17 protein-coding genes are annotated in these 17,875 nt (G+C 53.5%); 5 read left to right on the plus strand and 12 right to left on the minus strand.

The features are described 5' to 3' along the window. The first annotated feature begins 5 nt into the window (after positions 1-5). From J4650_RS10780 to J4650_RS10790, 3 genes are all read left to right on the plus strand, one after another. Positions 6-1,919 (plus strand): BglG family transcription antiterminator, encoded by a 1,914-nt coding sequence (locus J4650_RS10780; RefSeq protein WP_023993576.1) that lies wholly within the window; start codon positions 6-8, stop codon positions 1,917-1,919. 77 nt (positions 1,920-1,996) lie between these two features. Then, positions 1,997-2,239 (plus strand): type II toxin-antitoxin system RelB/DinJ family antitoxin, encoded by a 243-nt coding sequence (locus J4650_RS10785; RefSeq protein WP_023993575.1) that lies wholly within the window; start codon positions 1,997-1,999, stop codon positions 2,237-2,239. After that, complete coding sequence (locus J4650_RS10790) at positions 2,229-2,513, plus strand: type II toxin-antitoxin system RelE/ParE family toxin (protein ID WP_023993574.1); 285 nt, start codon at positions 2,229-2,231, stop codon at positions 2,511-2,513. The genes J4650_RS10785 and J4650_RS10790 overlap by 11 nt, the downstream gene beginning before the upstream one ends. Before the next feature lie 3 nt (positions 2,514-2,516). On the opposite strand, the gene nrdG is transcribed toward J4650_RS10790, so the two are convergent. The 5 genes from nrdG to treR form a co-directional block, all read right to left on the minus strand. Continuing rightward, positions 2,517-2,981 (minus strand): anaerobic ribonucleoside-triphosphate reductase-activating protein, encoded by a 465-nt coding sequence (gene nrdG / locus J4650_RS10795; protein ID WP_023993573.1) that lies wholly within the window; start codon positions 2,979-2,981, stop codon positions 2,517-2,519. 216 nt (positions 2,982-3,197) lie between these two features. Next, a complete protein-coding gene (gene nrdD / locus J4650_RS10800; protein ID WP_000187818.1) occupies positions 3,198-5,336 on the minus strand; it encodes an anaerobic ribonucleoside-triphosphate reductase in 2,139 nt (712 codons plus the stop codon). A 408-nt stretch (positions 5,337-5,744) separates the two neighbouring features. Next, complete coding sequence (gene treC, locus J4650_RS10805; RefSeq protein WP_023993572.1) at positions 5,745-7,397, minus strand: alpha,alpha-phosphotrehalase; 1,653 nt, start codon at positions 7,395-7,397, stop codon at positions 5,745-5,747. 49 nt (positions 7,398-7,446) lie between these two features. Then, a complete protein-coding gene (gene treB, locus J4650_RS10810; protein WP_023993571.1) occupies positions 7,447-8,865 on the minus strand; it encodes a PTS trehalose transporter subunit IIBC in 1,419 nt (472 codons plus the stop codon). 137 nt (positions 8,866-9,002) lie between these two features. After that, complete coding sequence (gene treR / locus J4650_RS10815; protein ID WP_001181297.1) at positions 9,003-9,950, minus strand: trehalose operon repressor TreR; 948 nt, start codon at positions 9,948-9,950, stop codon at positions 9,003-9,005. Between the two features lie 383 nt (positions 9,951-10,333). On the opposite strand from treR, the gene mgtA reads away from it, so the two are divergent. Continuing rightward, positions 10,334-13,042 carry a magnesium-translocating P-type ATPase gene (gene mgtA, locus J4650_RS10825; RefSeq protein WP_023993570.1) on the plus strand — a complete coding sequence of 903 codons (2,709 nt, stop codon included), beginning with the start codon at positions 10,334-10,336 and terminating at the stop codon, positions 13,040-13,042. Between the two features lie 115 nt (positions 13,043-13,157). Here mgtA and J4650_RS10830 read toward each other — a convergent pair whose 3' ends face one another. The 5 genes from J4650_RS10830 to pyrL all read right to left on the minus strand — a co-directional run bounded on the left by J4650_RS10830 (position 13,158) and on the right by pyrL (position 15,688). Continuing rightward, positions 13,158-13,604 (minus strand): transposase, encoded by a 447-nt coding sequence (locus J4650_RS10830; RefSeq protein WP_000251086.1) that lies wholly within the window; start codon positions 13,602-13,604, stop codon positions 13,158-13,160. A gap of 74 nt (positions 13,605-13,678) precedes the next feature. Beyond that, a complete protein-coding gene (gene ridA, locus J4650_RS10835) occupies positions 13,679-14,065 on the minus strand; it encodes a 2-iminobutanoate/2-iminopropanoate deaminase (RefSeq protein ID WP_000047544.1) in 387 nt (128 codons plus the stop codon). A 76-nt stretch (positions 14,066-14,141) separates the two neighbouring features. Continuing rightward, positions 14,142-14,603: an aspartate carbamoyltransferase regulatory subunit gene (pyrI, locus tag J4650_RS10840; RefSeq protein ID WP_000148566.1), complete on the minus strand. Its 462-nt coding sequence runs from the start codon at positions 14,601-14,603 to the stop codon at positions 14,142-14,144. Between the two features lie 12 nt (positions 14,604-14,615). Further along, positions 14,616-15,551, minus strand: coding sequence for an aspartate carbamoyltransferase (gene pyrB / locus J4650_RS10845; RefSeq protein ID WP_000013055.1), 936 nt, complete (start codon positions 15,549-15,551; stop codon positions 14,616-14,618). A gap of 35 nt (positions 15,552-15,586) precedes the next feature. After that, a complete protein-coding gene (gene pyrL / locus J4650_RS10850; RefSeq protein ID WP_000249504.1) occupies positions 15,587-15,688 on the minus strand; it encodes a pyr operon leader peptide in 102 nt (33 codons plus the stop codon). Here pyrL and J4650_RS10855 point away from each other — a divergent pair. Further along, positions 15,668-15,808 (plus strand): hypothetical protein, encoded by a 141-nt coding sequence (locus J4650_RS10855; RefSeq protein ID WP_001518160.1) that lies wholly within the window; start codon positions 15,668-15,670, stop codon positions 15,806-15,808. The genes pyrL and J4650_RS10855 overlap by 21 nt on opposite strands. On the opposite strand, the gene J4650_RS10860 is transcribed toward J4650_RS10855, so the two are convergent. After that, positions 15,778-16,266 (minus strand): arginine repressor, encoded by a 489-nt coding sequence (locus tag J4650_RS10860; RefSeq protein ID WP_000666051.1) that lies wholly within the window; start codon positions 16,264-16,266, stop codon positions 15,778-15,780. The genes J4650_RS10855 and J4650_RS10860 overlap by 31 nt on opposite strands. 186 nt (positions 16,267-16,452) lie before the next feature. Continuing rightward, a complete protein-coding gene (locus J4650_RS10865) occupies positions 16,453-17,856 on the minus strand; it encodes a YfcC family protein (RefSeq protein ID WP_000514424.1) in 1,404 nt (467 codons plus the stop codon). Positions 17,857-17,875: the final 19 nt, after the last annotated feature.

The following is a 17,875-nucleotide window of genomic DNA, read 5'->3' on the forward strand; positions in this document are numbered from 1 at the left end:
GAGACGTGCGATTCCCCAACCAACGTTTAGCGCAGCTATTTGCGATGCTGCAAAACGAGACGCTGCCGCAGGATGAGCTGGCGCAGCGGTTGTCGGTCTCCACGCGTACCGTTCGGGCGGATATCGCCGCGCTGAACATGTTGCTGACGCCGCATGGAGCGCAATTTACTCTCAGCCGCGGCAACGGGTATCAACTCAAAATTGATGATCCGGCACGTTATCAATCCCTGCAAACGCAGCAATCTCCCGCCCTGGCGCGCGGTCCGCGCACCAGCCAGGAGCGGATACTCTATTTGCTGGCGCGTTTTTTAACCTCCGCCTTCTCGCTGAAGCTGGAGGATTTGGCAGATGAATGGTTTGTCAGCCGTGCGACGCTGCAGAACGACATGGCGGACGTGCGCGAGCATTTGCTGCGTTATCATCTGACGCTGGAAACGCGTCCGCGTCATGGCATGAAATTGTTTGGCGGAGAGATGGCGATTCGCGCCTGTCTGACCGACCTTTTATGGACGCTGGCGCAGCAGGAGCCCTCCCATCCGTTAATTGTTAGTACCACGCTGAACACCGAGGTGTCTCAACGGCTGCAGTCTCTTTTGCCGGATATTTTCTCTCATTGTCAAATCCGCCTGACCGATGAGAGCGAGCTGTTTCTGCGTTTGTACTGCGCGGTGGCGGTACGGCGTATTCGCGAGGGGTATCCGTTATCGGAATGCGTGGCAGAGGAGGTCGATGAAAAAGTGCGCCATGCGGCGCATGAGATTGCGGAGCTACTACAACAGCTGGCCGATAAGCCGCTGTCGGAGCCGGAAGTAAGCTGGCTGAAGGTGCATATTGCCGCCCGCCAGGTACAGGAAATTGCCCCCAGCGCCATTAATGCCGATGATGAAGAGGCGCTGGTGCGCTATATCCTCAATTTTATTAATACCCAGTACAACTATAACCTGTTGAATGATAAACAGCTTCACGCGGACTTGCTGACCCACATCAAAACGATGATCACCCGCGTGCGCTACCAGATCATGATCCCCAACCCACTACTGGAAAATATTAAGCAGCACTATCCGATGGCGTGGGATATGACGTTGGCGGCGATATCGAGTTGGGGAAAATACACGCCGTATACCATTAGCGAAAACGAAATCGGTTTTCTGGTGCTGCATATTGGCGTTGGGCTGGAACGTAGTTACAACATTGGCTACCAGCGGCAGCCGCAGGTACTGCTGGTGTGCGATGCTGGTAATGCGATGGTGCGGATGATTGAAGCGGTACTGGCGCGGAAATACCCGCAGATTGAGATTGCCCGCACTCTGACACTACGCGACTATGAGGCGCGGGACAGTATTGTGGAGGATTTTGTGATTTCCACGGCGCGGATCGGCGAAAAAGATAAACCGGTTATCATGATCGCCCCCTTTCCTACCGACTATCAATTGGAGCAGATCGGTAAGCTGGTGCTGGTGGACAGAACCCGTCCGTGGATGCTGGATAAATATTTCGATGCCTCGCATTTTCGCATCGTGGAGGGGGAAATAGATCAACAGACGCTGTTTAAAACGCTGTGCGATCAGTTGCATGAGGAAGGCTTTGTTGATGCGGCGTTTCTCGATTCGGTTATTGAACGTGAAGCTATTGTCAGTACGTTATTAGGCGACGGGATTGCCTTGCCACACGCGCTGGGGCTGCTGGCGAAGAAAACGGTGGTTTATACGGTGCTCGCGCCGCAGGGGATTGTCTGGGGTGATGAAACGGCGCACGTTATTTTTTTACTCGCCATCAGCAAAAGTGAATATGAAGAGGCGATGGCCATCTACGATATTTTCGTCACTTTCCTGCGCGAACGCGCCATGACGCGCCTCTACGCATGTCAGAATTTTACGCAATTTAAAACGGTCGCGATGGAGTGCGTGAGTCGTTTTTGAGAGGCGTTATCCAGAATTCGATGTAATGCGAATGTAATGCTAAACTGCATTACACATTCGATTCTACTGGAGGCATAATGGCCACGCTGAACGTCCGTCTGGATGACAAACTCAAAAATGAGGCTTATGCCGTGCTGGAAAAACTGAACATTACTCCAACGGAAGCCGTGCGATTACTGTTCCAGTACGTCGCGGAAACGGGGCGCATGCCAGTGAAAACCCTCACTCTTAGCGACAGTGAAGATGCATTGATTCAGACAGTTCGGGAGAGGCTGTCTAGTCCGCAAAAGGGAATCAAGGTTAGTCTGGATGAATTATGAACTGGAATTCGACCCGAGGGCCTTAAAAGAGTGGCATAAGCTGGGCGATACGGTGAAGGCTCAGCTTAAGAAAAAGTTGGCTGATGTGCTATTGAACCCCAGAATCGACTCTGCCCGTTTAAACGATCTTCCTGACTGCTATAAAATTAAGCTTAAATCGTCCGGTTATCGTCTGGTGTACCAGGTTCGGGATGACGTTGTGATTGTGTTTGTTGTTGCGGTCGGCAAGCGAGAACATTCAGCCGTCTATCACGATGCAAACAAACGGCTTTAGCGATCAACGCAAATGATGCACTACCTGGTTGCTGCTACCGCGCCAGATAAGCGCCGGGTCTTTCAGATCCTGCACAAATTTGCCATCGACCAGCACGTTGATGAGATCGACCACCTGCATCTGCGCGGCGTTGAGTTCATCGAGCTTGTAGCCGGTCCACACCCAGATATCTTTCCCAGGACACTCTGTGTGGATACGTTGTACCAGTGCCAGGATATCCGGTACGTTTTGCGGATGCAGCGGATCGCCGCCCGACAGCGAGATCCCCTGACGGTGAATGCGCGTGTCGTTCAGATCGGCAATGATCTTATCTTCCATCTCTTTGGTAAACGGCTGGCCGGAATTGAGCCGCCAGGTGCTTTTGTTGTAGCAGCCAGGGCATTCATGCACGCACCCTGACACAAACAGGGTGCAGCGGGTGCCGGGGCCGTTAACGATGTCTACGGGGTAGTATTGGTGAAAGTTCATGTTTCCTCGTTGCATTTGGCGCTGTAGCGGCGTTGGCCGCTCTCACTTACCCAGGTCACTTACTTATGTAAGCTCCCTGGGATTCGTTCGTTTGCCGCCTTGCTACAACACCAACTGCTTAGAGGAAACTCATGAAATTGGAACTATAGCCAGCGGTTGTAGGCCGGATAAGGTGTTTACACCGCCATCCGGCATTTACGCATTGCAAACGGAGAATTAACCTATCTGCCCATTGCCTAAATGCTTCACGCGGCGCTTCACTTCTTCCTGCTTGCCGGCGTTAAACGGACGCGCGTCCGGGCTGCCTAAATAACCGCACACGCGGCGGGTGACCGAGACGCGGGCGGCGTCGTGGTTGCCGCATTTCGGGCAGGTGAAACCTTTACTGGTACATTCGAACTCGCCGGTAAAGCCGCACTCGTAGCATTCATCGATCGGCGTGTTGGTGCCGTAATACGGTACATGCTGATAGCTGTAATCCCAGACATCTTCCAGCGCTTTCAGGTTGTGCTGAATGTTCGGGTATTCGCCGTAGCAAATGAAACCCCCGTTCGCCAGCGGCGGATACGGCGCTTCGAAATCGATTTTGTCGTACGGGTTAACCTTCTTCTCCACGTCGAGGTGGAAGCTGTTGGTGTAGTAACCTTTATCGGTTACGCCCGGCACCACGCCGAACTCGGCGGTATCCAGACGGCAGAAGCGGTCACAGAGGTTTTCACTTGGCGTGCTGTACAGGCTAAAGCCGTAGCCGGTCTCGTCTTTCCACTGATCCACGGCCTGGCGCAGACGCTCCACAATCGCGATGCCTTTAGCGCGAAGTTGCTCGCTGTCGTACAGGTGTTCGCCGCCAAACAGCGCGTTAATGGTTTCATGGATACCAATGTAGCCCAGAGAGATGGACGCACGACCATTTTTAAATATTTCAGACACGTCGTCGTCCGCTTTCAGCCGCACGCCGCAGGCGCCTTCCATATACAGGATAGGCGCGACGCGGGCTTTCACGCCTTCAAGGCGGGCGATACGGGTCATCAGCGCCTTCCGCGCCAGCGCCAGACGTTCATCCAGCAGTTTCCAGAATGCGGTTTCGTCGCCTTTTGCTTCCAGCGCGATGCGCGGCAGGTTAAGGCTAATCACGCCCAGGTTGTTACGCCCGTCGTGGATCTGCTCGCCGTTTTCGTTCTCCCACACGCCGAGGAAGCTGCGGCAGCCCATTGGCGTTTTGAACGAACCGGTGACTTTGACCACCTGATCGTAGTTGAGAATGTCCGGATACATGCGCTTGCTCGCGCACTCCAGCGCCAGTTGTTTAATGTCGTAGTTCGGATCGCCAAACTTGTGGTTCAAACCATCGCGGATAGCGAAGACCAGTTTCGGGAACACGGCGGTTTTGCGATTTTTACCCAGACCGGCGATACGGTTACGCAAAATAGACGCCTGGATCAGACGCGACTCCCAACTGGTGCCGAGGCCAAAACCAAAGGTAACGAAAGGCGTCTGGCCGTTAGCGGTGTGCAGCGTGTTAACTTCGTATTCCAGCGACTGGAAGGCGTCGTAGCACTCTTTTTCGGTGCGAGAACGCGCATACCCTTCGGCATCCGGAATCTGCCACTCATCGGCGGTTTTGCGATGCTTGTTGTAGCTTTCGGTGACAAACGGCGCCAGCACTTCGTCAATACGGTTAATGGTGGTGCCGCCATAAATATGGCTGGCGACCTGCGCGATAATCTGCGCGGTAACGGCAGTGGCGGTAGAGATAGATTTTGGCGGTTCGATCTCGGCGTTACCCATCTTAAAGCCCTGGGTCAACATGCCTTTCAGGTCGATCAACATACAGTTGAACATCGGGAAGAACGGCGAATAGTCGAGATCGTGATAGTGGATATCGCCGCGCTCATGCGCTTGTACTACGTCACGCGGCAACAGGTGCTGGCGGGCATAGTGTTTGGCGACAATCCCGGCCAGCAAATCGCGCTGGGTGGGAATGACTTTACTGTCTTTGTTGGCGTTTTCATTGAGCAACGCGGAGTTGGTTTGCTCTACCAGGCCGCGAATTTCCTGGTTCAGACGACCACGCTTTTCACGCTGAATGTCGCGATCGTGACGGTATTCGATGTAGGCGCGGGCAAGCTGTTTGTACGGGCCGGACATCAGTTGGTTTTCAACCGCAGTTTGGATCTCGTTAATATCCACCTGACTGCGTGCGTTCATTTGGCTGCTAACGACTTCTGCGACGGTGGCACAGTAATCTGCGTCATCGACTCCCGCTGCTTTAGCTGCACGTAGAATGGCTTCCTTAATGCGCTCTGATTTGAATGGCACTTTACAGCCATCTCGTTTCATCACATGCGGTGTCATGATCACTCCATATTTGTAAGAACAGGTTATCCACAGAGGCCGGGGAAGCCATAACAGGTTTATTCATCTCTTTTCCAACGACTTCCCGCAATCCTGACCCAGGTTATCCACAATTCACCTTGTGTCGAGTGAACAGGTGTTGTAGCAATTGTAGTCAATTAATACAACATATTGGGTCGGCGTGCATTTTAAAGTCTATATGTAGTGATTTGCATCAAGGATGTTTGCAATTTTATTGATGTAGAACAAGGTAAAAATCAGAGCGTACAGATGGCGGGCGCTGTAGCGTTTGTAAAAGATAGCAAGAAAAATCTGATTAATTATTCAACAAAAACAGACAGTAACCTGGAGCAACGCCACAGCCCGTGTCAATAGGTTTGTGGCGTTTATCCGTATAAGGACGTCGCGTTAGCGTTGTAACCACCAGATGGCTTCAAATGGGCGGAGCGTCATCGCGGCTGGCTGGCTGGCGACCTCGCCATAATTATGCAGTAGCGCCTGCCACTGTCCTTTGATATGCGGCGGATGCCACTCCTGGCACTGGTCGCTCAGATTGGCGACAACCAGCAGGGTTTGCCCCTGCCACTGGCGGCGATAACACCATACTGATGGGCTATCCGGGAGGAGATCCTGATAATCGCCCCAGATCAGTACAGGCTGGGTTTTACGTAGCGCAATCAGCTTTTGATAGGTGTAAAACACCGAGTTTTCATCGCGTAATGCCGCCGCGACGTTAACCTCCGTATAGTTATCGCACAGGCTTATCCACGGCTCGCCTTGGGTGAAACCGGCGTTTTTACCGTTGTCCCATTGCATCGGCGTGCGGCTGTTGTCGCGGGATTTACTGGCCAGAATAGCCAGCAGTTCGTCGGGGTCGCGCCCGGCGGCGCGTAGCGCGGCAAACATGTTATGGCTTTCCACGTCGCGATAATCGGTGATGCGGGTAAAGTGTGGGTTGGTCATGCCGATTTCTTCGCCCTGATAGATATAAGGCGTCCCTTGCATACCGTGCAGCGCCATCGCCAACATTTTCGCGGCTGGAACCCGGTATTCACCCTCGTCGCCAAAGCGGGAAACGATGCGCGGCTGATCGTGATTACACCAGAATAACGCGTTCCAGGCGACGTTATGCATCCCCTGTTGCCAGTGGCGGAACAACGCTTTCAGCGCCACATAATCAGGTTTTGCCAGCGTCCACTTTTCGCCATTGGGGTAATCCACCTTCAGATGATGAAAATTGAAGGTCATCGAGAGTTCGTCGCCGCTAAGCGCGGCATATTGCTGGCAGTTTTCCAGCGTGGTAGAGGACATTTCGCCTACCGTCATCAGATTACGCGGCGTAAAAACGTCACGGTTCATTTCGCGTAAAAACGTATGCGCGCGCGGTCCGTCGGTATAAAAGCGGCGTCCGTCGCCCGTCGGATCGTCAGGAAAATTCTGATCTTTGGCGATCAGGTTCACCACGTCCAGACGCAGGCCATCCACGCCGCGATCGGCCCAGAATTCGCAGACCTTTTTCAGCTCGGCGCGTACGGCGGGGTTTTCCCAGTTCAGGTCGGCCTGTTCAGGCGCGAAAAGGTGTAAATAATATTGTTCGCTCTGGCTATGCCAGCGCCAGGCGCTGCCGCCAAATTTGGATTGCCAGTTATTCGGGCAGACATCCGGCGTGCCATCGCGCCAGATATAAAACTGACGGTATGGACTCTCTTTGTTCAGCGCTTCGCGAAACCAGGCGTGCTGGGTAGAAGTATGGTTAAACACCATATCCAGGATGATACGAATACCGCGTGCTTTCGCCTGCGCGACCAGCTCGTCAAAATCATCCAGCGTGCCGTAGGTCGGGTCGATGGCCGTATAATTTGCGACGTCATAACCGTTATCCACCTGCGGCGAGATATAAAACGGCGTGAGCCAGATGGCATCTACGCCGAGTCGCTGTAGATAGTCAAGGTGCTGCGTGACGCCGCGTAAATCGCCGGTGCCGCTGCCGGTCGTGTCCTGAAAACTTTTCGGGTAGATCTGATAGATAACGCCGTTTTGCCACCAGTGGGGAATAGTCATTGTTGTTTCCTGCAAGTGCGTTGGGACGCAACTGCGCCCCGAAGAAGTATTAGACAATTTGTAATGTGCCCTGACGATGCTTACGCTGATAGATAAAGGTGGTCAGAATCACCGGGATAACGATCGCGATAACCATCGCCATCGCAAACACCTGCCAGTAAGTCGGCTGGATAGAGAGAATGCCCGGCAGGCCGCCAACGCCGATGCCGTTTGCCATTACGCCATTCAGACCACAGAGCAGACCGGCAAGGCCAGAGCCGATCATCGCGCACAGCATCGGGAAGCGATATTTGATGTTGATGCCGTACATTGCCGGTTCGGTCACCCCCAGATAGGCGGAGATCGCCGCCGGAACGGAAATTTCACGTTCATTGTGTTTACGGCTGGAGATGATAATGCCCACCACGGCGGAGGCTTGCGCGATATTCGACAGCGCAATCAGCGGCCAGACTGGCGTACCGCCCATGCTCTGAACCATCTGCATATCGATAGCGAGCGTGGTCTGGTGGACGCCGGTAATGACCAACGGGGCATACAGGAAGCCGAACAGCGCCGCGCCTATCGGGGCGAAACTGCCGGTCATCAGATAACGTACCGCAAAGGCCACGCCGTCGCCGATCATACGACCAAAGGGGCCGATAAAGGTGTGGGCGAGAAAGACGGCCAGTATCAACGAACACACCGGGACGACGACCAGGTAGAGATAATCCGGCACGATGCGTTTCAACCGCGTTTCAATAAACCCAAGCGCCAACCCTGCCAGTAGCGCCGGGATAACCTGCGCCTGGTAGCCCACTTTCTCAATGCTAAATAAGCCGAAGTTCCAGACGTCCGGCGTTTGCTGGCCCAGCAGATACGCATTCATCAACTGCGGCGACACCAGCGTCACGCCGAGCACGATACCAAGAATCGGCGTGCCGCCCATTTTTTTCACCGCCGACCAGCAGATCCCCACCGGCAGATAGAAAAAGATCGCTTCGCCGATCAACCATAAAAAATCATAAAGCGTTTTTAGCGCCGGATGCATCTGCGCCAGCGTTTGGCCGTTGCTCATCGGCACATCGCCGATCACGTTACGAAAGCCTAAGATCAAACCGCCGCTGATCAACGCCGGTAGTAGCGGAAAGAAGATCTCCGCAAAGTGGGAAATTAACTGCTCATGCCATTTCATGTTCTGGCGAGCGGCTTTTTTGGCCTGCTCTTTATCAGCATACGCTTTGCCGGTGGTCTCCAGCAGCGCGTTATAGTAATCGCCAACGTCGGTGCCAATCACCACCTGAAACTGACCAGCGTTGGTGAAACAACCTTTAACCATCGGTAATTGTTCGATCTTTTTTGGCCTGGCGTTCGCGGGCTGGTGGAGCACAAAGCGCAGGCGAGTAATGCAGTGGCTCACCGTGGCGATGTTGTCGCGCCCGCCGACCAGGTCAATCAGCCGGTCGATATCGGCTTGTTTTACTTTGCTCATCGTAAAGCCTCATGGCAGAGGAGGTATGTTATGGGTTGGCGCAAGAGTATCTCTTCAACGTTGGTTTAAAAATGGGAACGTTCCCGAAACGCAGCGACGATCACAAATTACTCGTGGTATTCCGTTTAATCAGTCACTCAGGCGAGGGTAGAAGGAATGACGATCCGGCGCGGATCGCAGCGGCCATTGATCTGTTCGATCAGCTGCGAAGCCGCCTGCCGTCCGGCTTCAGCATAGCCAGGATCGACAGTGACGATCTCCGGGTGCAGGAATTTTATCAGCGGCGTGTTCCCGACGCTTGCCAGTTGCAGCGTCTCAATACGTTGCTCCTGTAAATACTTACTGGCGCCCAACGCCAGCGTATCGGTGGCGCAGACTAACGCGGTGGTATCCGGCATGATGACGCTTGCCGTATGCTCATAGCCCTGCTTCATGGCAAGACCGGGCAGGGCGGCGACGGGATGAAGTTTATGTTTTTTGCAAAACGCCAGGTATGCGTCATGCCGACGTTTGCCGGTGGTAATATCGCTATGGGGAACGCCCAGAAAGCTAATGTTGCGGTGTCCCTGCTCATACAGCCGCTGCATAAGGATATGAATCGCGCCCTCGTCGTCGTAACAGACGGAGGCAAAACCTTGCGCATCTCTTGCCAGCAGCACCAGCGAGGCTTTCCAGGGGGCGATCAACTCTTCTGTGATGCCGGTAAAGCCAAACAGCACCACGCCATCAATGTTACGTCGTCTGAGCATGCCCAGATGTTCCATTACCAGCGTCGGCGAGAACTGACTTTCCATCATAATAGGGTCGTAGCCCTGTTCATAAAACGCAGGCAGCATGGTTTGAACCGCGAGGTTTTCAGACAACGAATCAAGGCGAGTGACGATAATAGCGACCACTTTATCGCTTTGTCCCCGCATCGCACGGGCGGAGCGGGACGGGGAGAAACCGTGTTGATTCATCACCGCTTCGACACGCTCGCGGGTACGTTCGCTTACGCCGCTTTCATTGTTAAGCACGCGGGAAACGGTTGATTTCCCTACGCCGCTCAGGCGGGCGATGTCTTTGATAGTGAGCCGGTTTTGCATCCTGTTTTCCCGTGGCATGACGCTGATGGTGATAAAAAGAGTAACTTTACTCAAGCGAAGGGCAATGGGCAAAGTCTGGTTTATCGTTGGTTTAATTACGTAACGGTATGATACCGCCATAATTGCCACAAAACTTATGGATTTATGCGTATAATCCGCGGCGCAAATTATTTACTTACCGGAGGCGACATGGACCCTGAACCCACCCCTCTCCCGCGATGGAGAATTTTCCTTTTCCGGTAAGCCTGCCTCTGCTGTCTTACCGGTGTGTAAGACAGTGACACAATAACGTCCCTGTTTTTATTTAAACATTGCTCATCGGGCAAGGCTTTGCCGCGCCTGAAGAATTTTCTGCGCCTGACTTCGGCGCGGAGGGATTACCTATGCTAAAAACCATTACCCGCCAGCTTTTTGCCCGGCTTAATCGTCATTTGCCTTATCGTCTGGTTCACCGCGATCCGCTGCCCGGCGCGCAGACCGCGGTAAATGCGACTATCCCGCCTTCGCTGAGCGAGCGCTGTCTGAAAGTCGCGGCAATGGAGCAGGAGACTCTCTGGCGCGTTTTTGATACGCACCCGGAGGGATTAAACGCCGCCGAGGTGACGCGCGCGCGTGAAAAGCATGGCGAAAACCGCCTTCCGGCACAGAAACCCTCGCCGTGGTGGGTGCATCTGTGGGTATGTTATCGCAATCCTTTCAACATCTTACTCACGATTCTTGGCGGCATTTCTTATGCCACGGAGGATCTGTTTGCCGCAGGCGTTATCGCCCTGATGGTCGGTATCTCAACGCTGCTGAATTTTGTGCAGGAAGCGCGCTCGACGAAAGCGGCGGACGCGCTAAAAGCGATGGTGAGCAATACCGCTACCGTACTGCGGGTTATTAATGAAAATGGCGAAAACGCCTGGCTGGAATTGCCCATCGATCAACTGGTGCCCGGCGATATTATTAAGCTGGCGGCGGGGGATATGATCCCGGCGGATTTACGGATTATCCAGGCGCGCGATCTGTTTGTCGCCCAGGCGTCGCTGACCGGCGAATCTCTGCCGGTCGAGAAAGTCGCTGCGACGCGTGAGCCCCGGCAAAATAACCCGCTTGAGTGCGACACGCTGTGCTTTATGGGGACGAACGTCGTGAGCGGAACGGCGCAGGCCGTGGTGATGGCGACCGGCGCCGACACCTGGTTTGGTCAATTGGCGGGGCGCGTGTCGGAACAAGATAACGAGCAGAACGCTTTCCAGAAAGGAATTAGCCGCGTCAGTATGTTGCTGATCCGCTTTATGCTGGTCATGGCGCCGGTAGTACTGATTATTAATGGTTACACGAAAGGTGACTGGTGGGAAGCGGCGCTATTTGCGCTTTCGGTAGCGGTAGGGCTCACCCCGGAAATGTTGCCGATGATCGTCACCTCCACCCTCGCGCGCGGGGCGGTGAAGCTCTCGAAACAGAAAGTTATCGTGAAGCACCTTGATGCGATTCAGAACTTCGGCGCGATGGATATTCTGTGCACCGATAAAACCGGCACTCTGACGCAGGATAAAATTGTGCTGGAGAATCATACGGATATCTCTGGTAAGCCCAGCGAGCATGTACTGCATTGCGCCTGGCTGAACAGCCATTATCAGACCGGTCTAAAAAATTTACTGGATACGGCGGTCCTGGAGGGAGTAGACGAAACCGCCGCGCGTCAGCTCTCCGGACGCTGGCAGAAAATCGATGAGATCCCGTTTGATTTTGAGCGTCGCCGGATGTCGGTGGTGGTCGCCGAAGATTCGAACGTGCATCAACTGGTCTGCAAAGGCGCGTTACAGGAGATCCTGAACGTGTGTACTCAGGTGCGCCACAACGGCGATATTGTGCCGCTGGACGACAATATGCTGCGCCGGGTGAAACGCGTTACCGACACGCTGAACCGTCAGGGGCTACGCGTGGTCGCCGTCGCGACCAAATACCTGCCTGCGCGTGAGGGCGATTACCAGCGTATCGATGAATCTGACCTGATCCTGGAAGGGTATATTGCTTTTCTCGATCCGCCGAAAGAGACCACCGCGCCGGCGCTGAAAGCGCTGAAGGCGAGCGGAATTACGGTGAAAATTCTCACCGGCGACAGCGAGCTGGTAGCGGCAAAAGTTTGCCATGAGGTTGGGCTGGATGCGGGCGATGTCGTTATTGGCAGTGATATTGAAGGGTTAAACGACGACGCGCTGGCGGCGCTGGCCGCCCGTACGACGTTGTTTGCGCGTCTGACGCCGATGCATAAAGAGCGCATCGTCACTTTGCTCAAACGCGAGGGGCATGTGGTCGGTTTTATGGGCGACGGGATTAACGATGCCCCGGCGTTGCGGGCGGCGGATATTGGTATCTCGGTAGATGGCGCGGTGGACATCGCCCGTGAAGCCGCCGATATTATCCTGCTGGAAAAGAGCCTGATGGTGCTGGAAGAAGGCGTCATTGAAGGTCGTCGTACTTTTTCTAATATGTTGAAATATATCAAGATGACGGCCAGCTCAAATTTCGGTAACGTGTTTAGCGTACTGGTGGCGAGCGCCTTTTTGCCGTTCCTGCCAATGCTGCCGCTGCACTTGCTGATTCAAAACCTGCTGTACGATGTATCCCAGGTGGCGATTCCGTTTGATAATGTCGATGAAGAACAAATTCAAAAGCCACAGCGCTGGAATCCGGCGGATTTGGGGCGCTTTATGGTCTTTTTCGGTCCGATCAGCTCGATTTTCGACATTTTGACCTTTTGCCTGATGTGGTGGGTATTTCATGCGAATACGCCAGAAACGCAAACTTTGTTCCAGTCCGGCTGGTTTGTGGTGGGATTACTGTCGCAAACGCTGATTGTGCATATGATCCGTACCCGTCGTCTGCCGTTTATTCAAAGTCGCGCCGCCTGGCCGCTGATGGCGATGACATTGTTGGTGATGGTCGTGGGAGTCTCGTTGCCGTTTTCGCCCCTGGCGTCTTACCTGCAGTTGCAGGCGCTGCCGTTAAGCTATTTCCCGTGGCTGATTGCTATTCTGGCGGGCTATATGACGTTAACCCAGTTGGTGAAAGGGTTTTACAGCAGACGTTATGGCTGGCAGTAAACACTTTCGTCGGGGATTCGCCAGCGTGCTTAATCCCCGATATCGCTAACCAGGCCAGATGCCCGTAAAGCTCGACAAGTTTTACGCGATCGGCTTTATATTTAAATTTCAGGGCTTATTCAAGCAGCTGTAGAATGCTATATGCAGGAATAAAAAAGAGGAATGTCCAGCTAAGTTTGTAAAATACATTCTCTGCTCCCGAGCCAGAACGAGAGGAGGAGATGTCCCACCGCCGGATATGTTTTGCGGATATGCGACGAAAGCGGCGAATATAGCTAATGCAATAAACTAAGTAAGGAGGAATCGCTAAGGCGGCAGTGGGTTTAGGAAACATAAGGGTAAGCAATATGGCTGCGACAATGAAGCATAAAAAGACTATCTTCGCGGTAGATTCTATCTGTTTTAATTCCTGGCGTATGCTTTCAGCATGTTTCTCCTGCCAGCGACGGAGCGTGCTGTTGCTAAATCCATATTCTTCGCATAACGCCTTATTCGGCACGCCGTTTTTAGACTGTTGCAGAAAATCGGCGATTTGCTCCTCGGTAAAACGCGCTCTTACCATTGCCGCCTCTCCATGGCTGTTGGTACCCCGAACCGGGCAAACTTGCGCCGCCCGGCGGGGATGACGTCCGGCGCTTAGCGACGAACAGCGATCGCTTCAATCTCAATTTTCACGTCTTTCGGCAGACGGGCAACTTCCACGCAGGAACGCGCCGGGAAGGTGGCGTTGTGCTCGGTGAAGAAGGCTTCGTAGGTGGCGTTGACGGTCGCGAAATCGTTCAGGTCTTTCACGAATACGGTCGTTTTCACAATGTCGCCTACTTTCAGGCCAGCGGCTTCCACGATAGCTTTAACGTTTTCCAGCGACTGACGTGCCTGAGCGGATACGTCTTCCGCTACGGCACCGGTTTTCGGATCGACCGGAATCTGACCGGAAGTGATTACCATGCTACCCAGGTCAACGCCCTGTACGTATGGGCCGATTGCTGCTGGTGCATTTTCCGTCGCAATAGTTTTGCTCATGATTTCTCCTGAATTACAGCGGTAATAGAATGTCCCCGCTCATTATAGGGAGCCGGGATCTCATAACCAACCCAAATTAGTTGGCCAGCACCACATTATGCGAAAACTCTTTTTCACAGTATTTGCATTTGAGGGCGATATCATTGGCACGTTTTTTCACTGCAAAGCTGGAGGATACCGGTTCCGCGTGGCTGATGCAGTTGCTGTTCGGGCAAACCAGCACATTATTAATACGCTCTGGCAGGCTGGGGCGTGATTTCCCGACTACGTCGTAGTTGTCGATGCGGTTAACGGTGGCCTGCGGCGCGTACAGAGCAAGTTGGTTAACCTGCTCATCGGTGAGGAAGGTGTTTTCTATTTTGATTAAGTCTTTACGCCCCATCTCGCCAGACGGGAGATTCAGACCGATAGTGATTCGCTGATCGGTCTCGGTCAATTTAAACAGACTCAGCAGTTTAAAGCCTACCTGCGCAGGGATATGGTCAATCACAGTGCCGCATTTAATGGCTTCAACCTGCAGTTTGTTATCGTGTGTCATCGCTTTTCTCCCTTACAGACTCAGTTCGCTATTCAGTACCAATGCCAGTAACGCCTGGCGAGCGAAAATACCGTTGCCCGCCTGTTGGAAGTACCAGGCGTGTGGCGTTTTATCCACATCCGTGGTGATTTCATCAATCCGCGGCAGCGGGTGCAGCACTTTCATATTTTCACGCGCGCCGTTCAGGTCGCTGGCGCGCAGAACAAACTGCGCCTTCACATTGGCGTACTCCGACGGGTCGAGACGCTCTTTCTGTACGCGAGTCATATAGAGGATGTCGACGTCGGCCATGACCTCTTCAATAGAACCATGCAGGCTCCAGGCCATTCCTTTTTCATCCAGCATATCCAGAATGTACTGCGGCATCGCCAGCGCGTCCGGCGCGATGAAATAAAAACGGTTGCCGCTAAATTTCGCCAGCGCCTGGGTTAGCGAATGCACGGTGCGGCCATATTTCAGATCGCCGACCATCGCGATATGCAGGTTATCCAGACGGCCCTGCGTTTCCTGGATGGTGAACAGATCCAACAGGGTCTGCGTCGGATGCTGGTTCGAACCGTCGCCCGCATTGAGCACCGGCACCTGACCGGAAAACTCCGTCGCCAGACGTGCCGCGCCTTCTTGCGGATGGCGCATCACAATCGCGTCCACGTAAGTGCTAATCACTGAGATCGTGTCGGCTAACGTTTCTCCTTTTTTCCCCAGCGACGTGTTGGCGCTGTCGGAGAAGCCCACTACGCTGGCGCCCAGGCGATGCATTGAAGTTTCAAACGACAGGCGGGTACGCGTGGAGGCTTCGAAAAAGCAGCTGGCGATCACTTTATGTTTCAAAAGCTCCGGCTGCGGGTTGGCTTTTAATTTCGCCGCCGTCGCCAGTACCAGATTAAGATCGTCGCGGCTGAGGTCGTTTATGGAAATGATATGTTTTTGATATAGCGGGTTAGCCATGTTTATCTCCTGACGCCTGGGCAAAAAAAAGCCCCTCAATTGAGGGGCTTGGTATTGGTTTTCAACGGAAAGAAAAACGGCAGGCCTGCGTCCTTTTTCAGACGCGGTAAGACAGAATGTCGTACACACTGAACCATGCTTCCTCCCGGCAAATTGTCCGCGATTATACTCAGCTCTGTTTGGGGATCAAGCGATTAATGCATGATTTACTCATCGCAAACGGTTCTTATGAATTTAAATTCATTTTAAGCAAATAATTAATTTGTTTGTGTACCAGCGCCGTGCGCTGAACGACCCGTGGTGCGACCCAGACAATACTGCTACCGGCAACGACGCCGAGAATTTCCGGCAATGCGTGGTAATCCAGAATTCTTGCGACGGCGCGACCATAACCTGCTGCCGTATGGATAAGGATAAATTCGCTATTATGTTCAACGCTGACGACCATTTCGGCTATTGAACGTCCGGCATCCGGCGAAGGTCGCCGCTGGGGATTTACGGAATAAATCTTTTGTCCCTTCGTGTTTCTGATTTTTATTGCGCCCAGCAGCTTGAGCAGGCGCGAAACCGTAGACTGGCTGATACCTTCAAATCCCTCATTTTGTAAATCGCGGCGAATCTCCTCCTGGGACAGGTAACTTTTTTCACTAATCAGGCGCTGACAAACCGCCAGTTGCTGTTGTTCTTTGGCGGAGTAATCATCGTATTCCTTCATAAATGCACCTTATCTTTATTATTGATATCAACGGACTGGCGAAATTCATCACATTTGTCACATTGATTGCGGATCAATCGGGCGGTTTTGCAGGAAAATGAGAAGCCGATCAAAAAAGGTGACGGCGTGCCTGATGGCGCTGTGCTTATCAGTCCTGTCGGATAAGACGCGTCGCCATCTGGCTCGTTACATCATCGCTCCGATGCTCAGTACCGCCATATTCAGCAATGTCAGGATCAGCAACAGCGGCGCGACCCATTTCAGATAGCGGACATAGGGAACCCGCGCGATCGCCAGACCGCCCATGACCACGGCGGAGGTGGGCGTAACCAGGTTCACAATCCCGGAGGCCGACTGGTAGGCGGTTACGACCAAATCCCGCTGTACGTGGGCAAAATCCGCTAACGGCGCCATAATGGGCATTGTCAATACGGCAAGACCGGAAGAGGAGGGCACCAGGAAGGAGAGCAATACTTCCAGCCAGTAGGTTACGTTTATGAAAATGGTGGTAGAGAGGCCGGAAACCAGACTTTCCGCGCTGTGCAAAATGGTGTGGGTAATCATACCGTTATCCATGACCACCACAATGCCGCGCGCGATACCAATAATTAGCGCCACGCCGAGCAAATCCCGTGCGCCGTCGATAAAGGTACTGGTGAACGCTTCCTCGCCCATCCGCGTTATCACGCCAACGATAATCGCCGCCGCCAGAAAAACGCCGGAGATTTCCGCCATCCACCAGCCGAGAACCGCCACGCCGTAAATCATCACCGCGAAAGAGGCGGCGAAGATCAGCAGCACCCATTTCCGGGTAGCCGTAAACTCCAGCAGTGTATTGGCGCGATTGCCAAGGAAATGGGCGCGATTTTCCTCCATTTTATCCGCCACGATAGAAAGCTCAGGATGGGCGCGGACTTTGCGCGCATAGCGCATTACCCAAAACACGCACAGTACGTAGCCGACAATTAACAGCAGTACGCGCATCAGCATTCCCTGAGTAAAAGGGATGCCGGCGGCGTTGGCGGCAATGACCGTGGCGAAAGGGTTAATGGTCGAACCGAGCGTGCCTATCCCTGCGCCGAGCAGTACGGTTGCCGCCGCCACTAACGGATCGAAGCGGGCCGCCATCATGACTGGTACCAGCAGCGTGTAGAAGGGCAACGACTCCTCCGCCATGCCATAGATAGTGCCGCCTGCGGCGAACAGCGCCATCAGAATGGGGATCATCCACTCATCTTTGCCGTTGAGTTTGATCGTTACCCGTTCAATACCGGCATCAATCGCCCCCGTTTTATTCACCACCCCCAGAAAGCCGCCGATAATCAAGACAAACAGCGCGACGTCAATGGCGCCGGCAGTGTAGGTTTCGTGGTTATAGAGGCCGTCAATCGGCGCCAGTAAAACAGCGGTAATCCCTTGCGGATGCGCGTCCACGGGGGCATACGTTCCCGCCACCGGCACCTCTTTTCCCAGCGTGGCGTTCATCGCCATTTGGTATTTTCCCGCCGGCACAATCCAGGTCATCACTGCGACCAGGGCAATAAGAATAAACAGGATGGTATAAGCGGTGGGAAATTTAAATTTACCCATGATGTTCTCTCCTGATATC

Source organism: Salmonella sp. 32120201201600049SM (assembly GCF_017572835.1).
Lineage (GTDB): Bacteria > Pseudomonadota > Gammaproteobacteria > Enterobacterales > Enterobacteriaceae > Salmonella > Salmonella enterica.